This is a genomic window from Streptomyces sp. NPDC058671 (genome assembly GCF_042716475.1).
In the GTDB taxonomy this organism is placed as follows: domain Bacteria; phylum Actinomycetota; class Actinomycetes; order Streptomycetales; family Streptomycetaceae; genus Streptomyces.
The window spans coordinates 442,442-453,589 of record NZ_JBHXSA010000002.1 but is presented as its reverse complement, the minus strand read 5'-3'; the positions used below and the strand labels follow the sequence as shown (position 1 = coordinate 453,589).

General features: G+C 73.0%; 11 protein-coding genes. 2 read left to right on the top strand and 9 right to left on the bottom strand.

Annotated features, from left to right (window positions below; genetic code table 11):
* Nucleotides 1-33 precede the first annotated feature (33 nt).
* The 7 genes from ACFWV2_RS04285 to ACFWV2_RS04255 form a co-directional block, all read right to left on the bottom strand.
* Nucleotides 34-435 (bottom strand): hypothetical protein, encoded by a 402-nt coding sequence (locus ACFWV2_RS04285; RefSeq protein ID WP_384401416.1) that lies wholly within the window; start codon nt 433-435, stop codon nt 34-36.
* Complete coding sequence (locus ACFWV2_RS04280) at nt 432-659, bottom strand: hypothetical protein (protein WP_384401413.1); 228 nt, start codon at nt 657-659, stop codon at nt 432-434. The genes ACFWV2_RS04285 and ACFWV2_RS04280 overlap by 4 nt, the downstream gene beginning before the upstream one ends.
* On the bottom strand, nt 659-2,296 hold the full coding sequence (locus tag ACFWV2_RS04275) for an ABC-F family ATP-binding cassette domain-containing protein (protein ID WP_384401410.1): 1,638 nt from the start codon (nt 2,294-2,296) through the stop codon (nt 659-661). The genes ACFWV2_RS04280 and ACFWV2_RS04275 overlap by 1 nt, the downstream gene beginning before the upstream one ends.
* Nucleotides 2,297-2,309: 13 nt before the next feature.
* The gene (locus tag ACFWV2_RS04270) at nt 2,310-2,825 is read right to left on the bottom strand and encodes a hypothetical protein (protein WP_384401407.1); all 516 of its coding nucleotides are present in this window, start codon (nt 2,823-2,825) and stop codon (nt 2,310-2,312) included.
* A 133-nt stretch (nt 2,826-2,958) separates the two neighbouring features.
* On the bottom strand, nt 2,959-3,261 hold the full coding sequence (locus tag ACFWV2_RS04265; protein WP_384401404.1) for a hypothetical protein: 303 nt from the start codon (nt 3,259-3,261) through the stop codon (nt 2,959-2,961).
* 118 nt (nt 3,262-3,379) lie between these two features.
* Nucleotides 3,380-4,687, bottom strand: a complete 1,308-nt coding sequence (locus tag ACFWV2_RS04260) for a M14 family metallocarboxypeptidase (protein WP_384401401.1) — start codon at nt 4,685-4,687, stop codon at nt 3,380-3,382.
* Nucleotides 4,684-6,699 (bottom strand): Xaa-Pro dipeptidyl-peptidase, encoded by a 2,016-nt coding sequence (locus tag ACFWV2_RS04255; protein WP_384401398.1) that lies wholly within the window; start codon nt 6,697-6,699, stop codon nt 4,684-4,686. Before ACFWV2_RS04255 ends, ACFWV2_RS04260 begins: the two co-directional genes overlap by 4 nt.
* Nucleotides 6,700-6,923: 224 nt before the next feature.
* On the opposite strand from ACFWV2_RS04255, the gene ACFWV2_RS04250 reads away from it, so the two are divergent.
* Nucleotides 6,924-8,462: a M1 family metallopeptidase gene (locus tag ACFWV2_RS04250; RefSeq protein ID WP_384401395.1), complete on the top strand. Its 1,539-nt coding sequence runs from the start codon at nt 6,924-6,926 to the stop codon at nt 8,460-8,462.
* A 60-nt stretch (nt 8,463-8,522) separates the two neighbouring features.
* On the opposite strand, the gene ACFWV2_RS04245 is transcribed toward ACFWV2_RS04250, so the two are convergent.
* Both ACFWV2_RS04245 and ACFWV2_RS04240 read right to left on the bottom strand, forming a co-directional pair.
* Entirely contained in the window at nt 8,523-9,386 is an 864-nt protein-coding gene (locus tag ACFWV2_RS04245) for an oxygenase MpaB family protein (protein ID WP_384401392.1), read from the bottom strand.
* 96 nt (nt 9,387-9,482) lie between these two features.
* Nucleotides 9,483-9,971, bottom strand: coding sequence for a hypothetical protein (locus ACFWV2_RS04240; RefSeq protein ID WP_384401389.1), 489 nt, complete (start codon nt 9,969-9,971; stop codon nt 9,483-9,485).
* A 125-nt stretch (nt 9,972-10,096) separates the two neighbouring features.
* Here ACFWV2_RS04240 and sph point away from each other — a divergent pair, with 125 nt between their 5' ends.
* Nucleotides 10,097-11,131: a sphingomyelin phosphodiesterase gene (gene sph, locus ACFWV2_RS04235; RefSeq protein WP_384401386.1), complete on the top strand. Its 1,035-nt coding sequence runs from the start codon at nt 10,097-10,099 to the stop codon at nt 11,129-11,131.
* Nucleotides 11,132-11,148: the final 17 nt, after the last annotated feature.

Here is an 11,148-nt window from a genome sequence, read left to right as displayed (position 1 = left end):
GGGCCGTGGCCTCGCCCCATGAGGAGGTTCTCCCTACGGCAGGAAGCGCATGGCCCAGTCGGCACGATGGGCGACGGAGAGGTCGTCGTCCTCCGTGAGGGGCTGAAGGAGGGCGCGGGCGGCCTTCGGGTCCGCCTGGACGAGATCGACGATCTCGGCGGCCAGGCCGTCCTGGTCGTCACCGAGGTCGACGGCCGAGGCGCGGATCAGCGCGGGCAGGGCGTCCGGGCCGCCGATGGCGGCGAGGACACCACCGAGGAGTTCGCGGGCGTAGGCGTTCCGCTCGGTCAGGGCACGGTCCAGCTCCGACTGGAGGCGCGGAAGGAGACCGGCGTCGCCCGAGGCCGCGATCTCGTCGGCGAGGTCGATCGTCTCGTCGACGTCCGCGTCCAGATCGTCCAGCATCTCGGTCAGCCGGGTCAGTAGGTCGGTCATGGTGCCTCCTGGGAAACGCCGTCCGCGAGGACGGGGACGGCCGTCGGGCCGTCGACCTCCGCGGCCACGGCCACGTCCTGCGGAAAGCCGTACTCGTACAGTTCACGGCCCGGGTCACCACCGTGCAAGGCGGCGAGCGGGCCCACGGTGGCCGGCCACGGCCTGGCCGCCGACGGGGCGGGGGCCCGCGCTTCCACGGGTCCCCGGCCGAAGGAGACCGCCATCAGAGTTCGGTCACCTTGCCGTCGGCGACCTCGATGCGCCGGGTGGTGCGGACCGCGTCCAGCATGCGCCGGTCGTGGGTGACGAGCAGCAGCGTGCCGGTGTACGAGTCGAGTGCGGCCTCCAGCTGCTCGATGGCCGGCAGGTCCAGATGGTTGGTCGGCTCGTCCAGGACCAGCAGGTTCACACCCCGCCCCTGGAGCAGGGCCAGCGCGGCCCGGGTCCGCTCGCCCGGGGACAGGGTGGTGGCGGGCCGCATCACATGGGCGGCCTTGAGGCCGAACTTGGCGAGCAGGGTACGGACCTCGGCGGGCTCCGTGTCGGGCACGGCCGCGCAGAACGCCTCCAGGAGGGTCTCCGTACCGTGGAAGAGCTTGCGGGCCTGGTCGACCTCTCCGACGACGACGCCCGGGCCGAGGTACGCGTCCCCCGCGTCGAGCGGCAGCCGGCCCAGGAGCGCGGCGAGCAGGGTCGACTTCCCGGCGCCGTTGGCCCCAGTGACGGCGACCCGGTCGGCCCAGTCGATCTGGAGGCTGGCGGGGCCGAAGCCGAAGTCGCCGCGGCGCACCTCCGCCTCGCGCAGGGTCGCGACGACCGAGCCGGAGCGCGGCGCGGCCGCGATCTCCATGCGCAGCTCCCACTCCTTGCGGGGCTCGTCGACGACGTCGAGGCGTTCGATCATGCGCTGCGTCTGGCGGGCCTTCGCGGCCTGCTTCTCGCTGGCCTCGCTGCGGGCGTTGCGTCCGAGCTTGTCGCCGTCGGTGGCCTTGCGGCGGGCGTTCTTGACGCCCTTGTCCATCCAGGACCGCTGCATATGGCCGCGCGCCTCAAGGGCCGCCTTCCGGCCCGCGTACTCGTCGAACTCCTCGCGCGCGTGGCGCCGGGCGGTGTCCCGCTCCTCCAGGTACGCCTCGTAACCGCCGCCGTACAGGGTGATCTGCTGCTGGGCGAGGTCGAGTTCCAGGACCTTGGTGACGGTACGGGTGAGGAACTCGCGGTCGTGGCTGACGACGACCGTCCCCGCCCGAAGGCCCTTCACGAAGGCCTCCAGGCGCTCCAGGCCCTCGAGGTCCAGGTCGTTCGTGGGCTCGTCGAGGAGGAAGACGTCGTAGCGGGAGAGGAGGAGCGAGGCGAGCCCGGCGCGGGCGGCCTGACCGCCGGAGAGGGAGGTCATCGGCTGGTCGAGGCCGACGGTGAGGCCGAGGGAGTCGGCGACCTCCTCGGCGCGCTCCTCCAGGTCGGCGCCGCCGAGGTCCAGCCAGCGCTCCAGGGTCGTGGCGTACGCGTCGTCGGCGCCGGGCGTGCCGTCGACGAGGCCCTGGGTGGCCTCGTCCATGGCCGCCTGGGCGGCGGCGACGCCGGTGCGCCGGGCGAGGAACTCACCGACGGTCTCCCCGGCGCGCCGCTCCGGCTCCTGCGGGAGGTGGCCGACGGCGGCGGTGGGCGGGGAGAGCCGGAGCTCGCCCTCCTCCGGGGTGTCCATGCCGGCGAGCAGCCGCAGCAGGGTCGACTTGCCGGCGCCGTTGGCGCCGACGAGGCCGATCACGTCGCCGGGGGCGACGACGAGGTCGAGCCCGGCGAAGAGGGTGCGTTCGCCGTGGCCGGCGGCGAGGTCCTTGGCGACGAGGGTTGCAGTCATCAGGGAACGAATTCTAGAGCGTGTCGCAGAGGGTCCTGTCCTGGCAGGTCAGCTCCGGGGCGTCGAGGACGCGCAGCAGGACGGCCCGGTAGGTCGCGCCGTGGAAGCGGAACGGGCCGACGCCGCGGTAGCCCTCGTGCGCCGGGTCGGCGGTGGGGCCGGTCTGCCAGGCGAAGTCGCGCCAGACGACGTCCTCGCCGTCCTCGCCCGCCCGCTCGACGACGGCCGTGACGGCTCCGCAGCCGGGGTCCCGGCAGTCGGGACACGAGTGGATCACCTGGCGGCCGTCCGCGAGCGAGGGGCCGGGGTGGAGGAGCAGGCGGACGTGCTCGGCGCGGAGGGTGGGCGGCAGGTCCGCCGCCAGGGGCGAGACCATGTCGCCGTCGGCCTCGTCGAGCCGGTGGAGCAGCGGTGTGCCGTCGACGACGAGATCGACGTCGTCGGGCCGGGGGCGGGGAAAGCCCTCGGGAGGGGCGCCGTACGGGAGGACGGCGGGGGCGAGGTCGAGGGTCGTGTAAGCGGCCGGCATGCCGCCAAGCATTCCCCGGCCACCGGCCCCGTTCCATGGCTGGGTCGTCCCGGAAATGTACCGGTCCCGGTACGGGGGCCGGCGGGACCGGGGCGGGCCGGTCTCGGCGATCGGCTCCGCCCCGTGGATGTCGCTACTTCCAGAGCGGCGGCTTGCTGTCGTTCTCCGCGTCGGCGCACTGGCGGGCGCGACGCTCGAGGGCGTCGGCGCGGGCGATGGCCCTGCGGGCCTCCGTCGTGGCGCCGAGGCGCTTGAGCTGGGCGGCCCGGTCGCGCTCCTTGCGGGCGTCGGCCCTCAGCTTGTCGACGTTGCAGGTGATGGTGCCGGCGGCGGCGGGCTCGGCGGTCACCGTCTGGCCGAGCAGCACGCCTCCGGCGAGCAGCGTCGTGGCGAGCAGCGACGTCAGGGTGCGACGTGCGGTGGGGGTGGTGCGCATGGTGGTTCTCCAACTTCCAGGCCGTGAGGGCCTGTTCGAGGCATGGTCAGTACCGGTGGGTAACTTTACCGCGGCAAACGTCGGGTGCACGCCATCGCGACCCTGTGGCACATGATCGTCAACACCTCTCCACAGGAGCCCCACTGACGAGGTGGTAGGTCGCCCGTGCGTCGAGGAGCAGGGGGACGAGCGCGCGGTGCGACTGGCGCAGCGGCACGAACACTCCCACACCCCGGGGGCGCACGGTGACGCCGTGCAGGGCGAGTTCGTCGCCCACGTCGGCGTACTGGGCGGCGTCGAGGCGATATCCGCACGGGGGGTCGGCGATGATCTCCCCGGGCTCCGGCGGATCGTTGTCGGCGCCCCCGAGGTACACCGGCCCCCGGTCGGCGAAGCCGGTGAGCCGGGCCGCGGCGGTGGCCGCCGTGAGCGGTCCGCGCCGCCTCTCGACGTAGGCGAAGGCGCCCTCCAGAGCGGCGTGCTGAGTGGCGACCCGGCGCCGGTGATTGCGTGCGGGATCGTTCTGCTCGGACTCGTCGAGCGCGTCCACCCGGGTCTCGACGAGCAGACCCGCGGAGTGCTTGATACCCGCCGTGTTGCGCAGGATCCGCTCCTGGCCGTCGCCGGCGACCTGCTTGAGGGGTTTGCCGGTGAGCGGGTCGGTCCAGATGCCGTAGATGCCGCTGCTGTGGCCCGCGAGCCCGGCGGCGGGCCTGACGTAGGCCTCGGAGAGGGTCCGGGACTCGTCGTGGACGTGCGGGTCCGCGTCGAGGCTGCGCGGCCAGAGGGCGAGCAAGTCCTTGTCGTAGTAGCGGGGGGTGGCACCGTACTCGTGCAGGTCGTAGACGAGTGCCGGGCGCCGGTCGCGGATGACGGCGGCGACCGCCCGTGCCTCGGCGGTCCGCAGCGCGATGTGGTCGCGGTTGACGTCGACCCCGTCGCCGTTGCCCCGGGTGTCGGCCTCCCGGCCGTCGGGGTTGGCGGTGGGGACGACGAGGAGGGTGGTCCGGGCGAGGAAGTGCCGGGTCTGCCGGTCCTGGGCGTGGGCGAGGTCGCGCACCGTGCTCAGACAGGCCTCGCGGCCGGCCGGCTCGTCGCCGTGCTGACTGCAGACGAGCAGCACGGTGGTGCGGCCCGTGCCGAGGGTGGCGAGCCGGAGGGGACGGCCCTGCGCGGTGGTGCCGATCACCCGCAGCGACACCCGCTCGCTCGCCCGGTCGACGGCCGCGAGGAAGTCCCGCTCCTCGGCCTCGGTGGTCCATCGCGCACCTCGGGTCGCCTCGAAACCGGTGCGGGGCGGCGGCTTCGCGGGAGCGCTGTCCGCGGCCTTGGCGGGGACGGTGACGAGCGGCAGGGCGAGAGCCGCGGCGCCCGCCACGAGGGCGAGGGCGCGCCGCGAACTCCGGAGCGCGGTGGGGGGTTTCATCGGGCGGCTCCTGCTCCGGGAAGGCGCGGACCCGTCACGGCGACCGGCGGTGCGGCGCCGCTCGGGGACGGTACGGCGGAGGGCGACGGCACGGTCGGGTACGGCCCGGAGGTGGCCCGGCCGAAGGCCGCGGGACCTCCGACCAGCGGCAGTTCGGCCCAGGTACGGGCGAGGTCGAGGGTCAGGGTCGGGGTGGTCGACGGGGGGTCGAGGAGGCCCTCGTCGGTGCCGGCGACGATCAGGGCCAGCCGGTGTCCGGCCGGGACGACATGGTCGGTGGCGGCGAGGTCCAGGGTCATCGTGTACGCCCTGCCGGGGGTCAGCTGGCGCTCCTTGTCCGGGTCGGCCCAGGTGCCGAGGTCGGCCCATCCCCGGCTGAGGACCGTGTGGCCGACGTCCGCGGTACGGGCCTCGGTCTCCTTGAAGCAGGCGCTGTCGCCGGGGGCGCTCGCGCCCCAGCAGGTGCGGGCGGTGAGGGTGGTGATGCCTTCGCCGGGGGCTCCGTAGTCGCGGATCGTGTCGGGGCCCAGGTCGACGAGGACGGCGGAGAGGTGCGCGGTGGCGGTGCTCGGGGTGGCCGTGACCGTCACCTTCGAGGAGCCGGAGATCCGCAGGTCGCGGGAGAGGGGGAGGGTGACGAATCCGGCCTTCTCCGGGGTCGCGCTGTCGATCCGGGCCGCCCAGTCGAGCTCACCGAGGCTCGGGTCGTCGGTGAAGGTCGCGGTGGAGCCGGGGGCGGCGGGGGCACGGCCGAGGACGCCGGGTCCCGCCGGGGCGCCGGGAGCGGGCCGCAGGGTGGTGCCCTCGGTGGCGCGCGGCGGCCAGTGCCGGTCGGTGGTCCAGCGGTCCGGGGCGCGCTCGATGTCGGCGACCGGCTCGCGGTCGATGCCGTTCTCGTATCCGAGGAGGTGGTGGTCGAACCAGCGGTGCAGGGTGCGGACCCAGTCGGCGCGGCGGAAGTCGAAGGGGTCGACGTGGCCGGTCTGGGAGAGCCAGATCTTCCGCTCGACGCCGTGGGCGGCGAGCGCGTCCCACCACCGGCCGAACTGTCCGGCGCGCACGTTGAGGTCCTGCTGCCCGTGCACGACGAAGACGCTCGCCCTGACCTTGCCCGCGTTCCGCACGTGGTCGCGCTCGGTCCAGGCCGGGGTCAGGTCGCCGCTGTAGGGGGTGCCGGCGGCGATGCGGTCCTGGACGGCACCGCAGCGGGCCCGCGCCTCGGGGCTGCCGACGTGCGCGGAGAGCCAGCTCGGGTTGGCGTCGTAGAGGGGGGCGCCCTGGGAGTGGAAGTAGTCGTACCAGCTGGAGATGGCGCCGATCGGGACGATCGTCTTCAGTCCGTCGACGCCGGTGGCGGCGACGCCGTTGGCGACGGTGCCGTCCCAGCTCTTGCCGATCATGCCGACGTTCCCGGTGCTCCACGTGGTGGCGCGGGCCCGGGTGTCTCCCGTGCGGGAGGTGTAGCCGCGGGCCCGGCCGTTCAGCCAGTCGACGACGGCCTTGGCCGACTGGACGTCGGAGCGGCCGCCGACGTCGTCGCAGCCGTCGGAGCGGCTGGTGCCGGCGAGGTCGACGGCGGCGAAGGCGTATCCCCGGGGGACGAAGAAGTTGTCGTAGAAGAGGGGGAACTGGACGGGGTCGCCGTCGGCGTCGTAGGTCTTCTTCTGTCCCTCGTTGCCGCGTCCGCAGCAGGCGTAGTAGGGGCTGGCGTCCATGATGACCGGGATCCTCCGGCCGGCGGCGGCGGGTTCCCGGGGGCGCACGATGTCGACGGCGACCCGGTCCGCGCGCCCGTCGCCGTCACCGTCGAGTCCGGTGTCGACCCAGACGGACTCACGGATGGCGTCGGCGTACGAGTGGACGGGCCGGGATTCGCGAGGGGAGGGCCCGGGGGGCGCCGGCTGTGCGCCCGCCGGGGAGACCAGGGTCGCGAGCAGGGCAGCGGTGGCCGCGGCCACGAGGGGTCCGTACGGCAGTCGGGCTCCGCGGGTTCTCCGCGTTCGCATCGGCATGGGCCGGAACGTACCCCGGTCAACTCCCGTGCAAAAGAGTGCCGCAGGGAATCAGGGGTGATGCGGGGTGATCCCCGAGACGGGCGGCTCCATGTCGGCCGAATGGCGATCGTGTGACAGGGGGTCCTCTGGACGTGACGGTGCGTCGGGGGCTGAATAGTGTCCGGACCAAGGATCGACGCCCACCCACGTGTCTGACGTTTCTTATGACTTGGGGAGCACCTGTGCACCGCAGAATCATCGTTCCGAGCGCCCTCGCGGCCGCCCTGCTGCTGGTGATCCCGGCATCGGCGGCCGACCACGTCCCCGGGGCCCCGGGCATCGGCGACTCCTACTACCCCACCAGCGGCAACGGGGGCTACGACGTCTCCCACTACGACCTGCGCCTGACGTACCAGCCCGCCACCGACCTCCTGGAGGGCACGGCGACGATCCTCGCCACGACGAAGCAGAACCTCTCCCGCTTCAACCTCGACCTCGGCCTGAAGGTCAGCGAGGTCCGGGTCAACGGGCGCCTCGCGAGGTTCACCACCTCGGGAGCCCACGAACTGGAGGTCACCCCGGCCACCCCGCTGGAGAGGAACAAGGCGATCTCGGTCGTCGTCCGCTACGCGGGCAAGCCCTCCGAGGTGAAGATCGACGGCTGGACCGCCTGGGCCCGCACCCCGGACGGCGGGGTCGCCGCGCAGGAGCCGGATTCGGCCATCTGGTGGTTCCCGTCCAACGACCACCCGCTCGACAAGGCCACCTTCGACGTCTCCGTCTCGGTGCCGGACGGCCACCAGGCCATCAGCAACGGCGTGCTGCAGTCGCAGTCCTCGCGCCTCGGCTGGACCCGCTTCAACTGGCGCTCGAACAAGCCGCAGGCGACCTATCTGGCCACGCTCGCCGTCGGCAAATTCGACATCACGACGGACAGGACGGCGAACGGGCTGCCCGTCCTCAACGCGTACAGCAAGGACCTCGGCGACAACGACGGCGCCGCGCGCGCCTCCGTCGAGCGCACGACCGAGGTCGCCGAGTGGCTGGAAGGGGTCTTCGGACCGTACCCCTTCAACGCCCTCGGCGGGTACGTGCCGAACGTGACGAGCGGCTTCGCCCTGGAGACGCAGACCCGCCCGTTCTACAGCCCGCGCCAGTTCGCCCACGGCGCGAACGTGTCGGTGGTCGTCCACGAGCTGGCGCACCAGTGGTACGGCGACAGCGTGTCCGTCCGCGACTGGAAGGACATCTGGGTCAACGAGGGCTTCGCCCGCTACAGCCAGTGGCTGTGGTCGGAGAAGGAGGGCGAGGGCACGGCCCAGGAGCTCGCGGACTACGTGTACGCCCTCCGGACGGCCGAGGACCCGTTCTGGACGGTGAAGCCGGGTGACCCGGGACCCGAGAACCAGTTCCACATCGCGGTCTACGACCGGGGAGCGCTGGCGCTCCAGGCGCTGCGCAACGAGATCGGCGACGAGGACTTCTTCGCGATCCTGAAGGGCTGGCCGCAGGAGTTCGCCCACGGCAACGCGCGGGTCTCCGACTTCGTGCGGTACGCGGAGCGGGTCTCCGGCAAGCCACTGGCCGGGCTCTTCGACACCTGGTTGTACCAGCCGTCGAAGCCGTCATCGCCGACGGCGGCCGCGGCCGGGCTGTCCGCCCCGGCCGCGCGGTCCACCGCTCGGGCGACGACGCCGGTGAAGCCGCCGCAGCCCAGGTCGTGGAAGAAGATCGCCGAGACGAACACGATCCACGAGACCGGGGAGCACCACGCGCACTGACCGGTACGAGACCGGGGCGCGCCCGGACTCCGATCCGTGCGGGACGCGCGGAGCTGTCCGTCAGCGCGAGGCGCGGCGGGCGGCTTCGCGTGCCCTGCGGGCCTGCGGGAGGTAGCGCAGCCGCTCCGGCAGTACGGGGACCACGGCCCGGACGACCCGGGCGGACCGGCGCAGGGTGCGTTCCTGTGCGTCCGTCCACTCCAGACCGATGGCCTCCCGGGCGTCCGGCGGCATCAGGCCCACGGTGAGGAAGGCCCGCAGCCGCAGGAACGGGCGGCGAAGGACGGGCCAGAGCAGCCGGCAGGCGAGCCTGACCGGCAGGGGGCCGCGGTCCGGGGCGGGCACCGGCTGGTCGGGATCGAGCAGCTCCCGGACGACGACGGTCGCCTCCAGCTCGTCCGCCAGGACCTTCCGGTAGTACGGCCAGAATTCCTCGATCGTCCGCGGCATGTCCCGGTCGTGGATGCCGAGGATCCGGCCGACCTGGAGCCACTCCGCGTACAGCTGCCGTTCCTGGGCCTCGGTGAGGGGACGGACGAGCAGGCGGAGGCCCCGGGTGTAGACGGGGAAGCCGGTCGCGTGGACCCATGAGTAGTAGGCGGGGGTGAGGGCGTGATAGCGGCGGCCATGGGCGTCGGTGCCCTGGATCGTGCGGTGCAGTTCCCGCAGACGGCGCCCTTCCCGTGCGGCGTCCTCGCCGCCGTAGATCCACAGCTGGAGCGAGCGCAGGGAGCGTTCGCCGCGGCCCCAGGGGTCGGTCCGGAAGACGGAGTGCGCGTCCACGCCGGCGCCGATGGCCGGGTGGGCGACCTGCATGGTGAGGGCGGCGGGCAGCATCAGGAGCGCCCGGATGTCACCGGCGACGCTCCACAGCACGCCGCCGACGGGCGGCGGAGCGGGGTCGGTGGGGTTCACGTGTTCCATGGGGGCTCTCCTCACCTCCAGACTGCACCCACGACGAAGGGGCCGTCACCCGGGTCCTGCGACCCCGGGTGACGGCCCCTTCCGGGGACGCACGGATCAGACGCGGTCGGCGCCGACCGGCTCGCCGACGATACGGGCGGCGAGGGCGTGGGCCCAGGCGTCGACGTCCGCGGTGAGCTCGCGCTCGGCGGCGGCACGCTCGGAGGCGATCTTCTGGGCACCGGCGGCGAGGATCGCGTCCCGCTCGGCGTTGCCCTCGGCGCGGGCGGCGGCGATGGCGACCGAGCCCTCCTCGACGGCCTTGGAGCGGATACGGGCCGCGTCGTGGCGGGCCTCGGCGAGCTCGGCCTCGTACTGCTCACGGATCTGCGTGGCCTCGGCGCGCAGGCCGTCGGCGCGGTCGGTGCCGCCCTCGATGGCGTCCTCGCGGGCGTCGAGGGTGCGACGGATCTTGGGCAGGATGCCCTTCGCAAGGAGGAGGAAGGTGAGCCCGAACAGAACCGCGCCGAGGATGAGCTCGGCCAGGACGGGGTTGAGCGGACCGAGGTCCATGTTGAAGATCTGTGAGTTGCTCGCGAGGGTCATGCGCGCATTCTACCTGGACAAAAACACCACAAATCAGACAGCGGCGGGAGAGTTGGTGCGCTTGTGCGGGCCCGGCCAGATTCCCGGCACCCGAAGGCTACCGGAAGGTAACCACGACTGATTGTATGTGCGGCGCAAGGTCAACCCCCCACCCTCTTTTGGGAGTTCACGTGTCGTTCGCCGCGCTTCGCCGTGCCCCCGGCGCCGCACTTTCGCTCGCCCTCGCCGCCGTCACCGTGGCGGCGACCGCGCCCGGCGCGACCGCGGCCCCCGCCGCGGCCGCCGAGGGCCCGCGGCTGAAGGTGCTCTCGTACAACGCGTTCCTCTTCTCCAAGAACCTGTACCCGAACTGGGGGCAGGACCACCGGGCCGCGGCGATCCCCGCCGCCTCCTTCTTCCAGGGGCAGGACGTCGTCGTCCTCCAGGAGGCCTTCGACAACTCCGCATCGGACGCGCTCAAGGCGAACGCCGCCGGACGGTACCCGCACCAGACCCCGGTCGTGGGCCGCGGCAAGAGCGGCTGGGACGCCACCGGCGGGGCGTACTCCGCGACGACGCCCGAGGACGGCGGAGTGACGATCCTCAGCAAGTGGCCGATCGTCCGCAAGGAGCAGTACGTCTACAAGGACGCCTGCGGCGCCGACTGGTACTCGAACAAGGGCTTCGCGTACGCCGCCCTGGACGTGAACGGCAGCCGGGTGCACGTCGTGGGCACCCACGCCCAGTCGACCGACCCGGGCTGCTCGGCGGGCGAGGCGGCGCAGACGCGCAGCAGCCAGTTCAAGGCGCTCGACGCCTTCCTCGACGCCAAGAACATCCCGGCGAACGAGCAGGTGATCGTCGCCGGTGACATGAACGTCGACTCGCACACGCCCGAGTACGGCACGATGCTCGCCGACGCGGGCCTGGCGGGGGCCGACGCCCGCACCGGCCACCCGTACTCCTTCGACACCGACCTTAACTCGATCGCCTCCGAGCGCTACCCGGACGACCCGCGCGAGGACCTCGACCACGTCCTCTTCCGCGCCGGGAACGCCCGGCCCGCCGGCTGGACCAACCACGTGGTCCTGGAGCGGAGCGCTCCGTGGTCGGTCTCCAGCTGGGGTACGCGGTACACGTACACCAACCTCAGCGACCACTACCCGGTGCTCGGGTACTGACCTGCCCGAACCGGCGA

Coding starts and splice junctions, on each gene's coding strand:
- ACFWV2_RS04285 (WP_384401416.1), bottom strand. CDS start 435: ATGACCGACCTACTGACCCGGCTGACCGAGATGCTGGACGATCTGGAC.
- ACFWV2_RS04280 (WP_384401413.1), bottom strand. CDS start 659: ATGGCGGTCTCCTTCGGCCGGGGACCCGTGGAAGCGCGGGCCCCCGCC.
- ACFWV2_RS04275 (WP_384401410.1), bottom strand. CDS start 2,296: ATGACTGCAACCCTCGTCGCCAAGGACCTCGCCGCCGGCCACGGCGAA.
- ACFWV2_RS04270 (WP_384401407.1), bottom strand. CDS start 2,825: ATGCCGGCCGCTTACACGACCCTCGACCTCGCCCCCGCCGTCCTCCCG.
- ACFWV2_RS04265 (WP_384401404.1), bottom strand. CDS start 3,261: ATGCGCACCACCCCCACCGCACGTCGCACCCTGACGTCGCTGCTCGCC.
- ACFWV2_RS04260 (WP_384401401.1), bottom strand. CDS start 4,687: ATGAAACCCCCCACCGCGCTCCGGAGTTCGCGGCGCGCCCTCGCCCTC.
- ACFWV2_RS04255 (WP_384401398.1), bottom strand. CDS start 6,699: ATGCCGATGCGAACGCGGAGAACCCGCGGAGCCCGACTGCCGTACGGA.
- ACFWV2_RS04245 (WP_384401392.1), bottom strand. CDS start 9,386: ATGGAACACGTGAACCCCACCGACCCCGCTCCGCCGCCCGTCGGCGGC.
- ACFWV2_RS04240 (WP_384401389.1), bottom strand. CDS start 9,971: ATGACCCTCGCGAGCAACTCACAGATCTTCAACATGGACCTCGGTCCG.
- sph (WP_384401386.1), top strand. CDS start 10,097: ATGTGCGGCGCAAGGTCAACCCCCCACCCTCTTTTGGGAGTTCACGTG.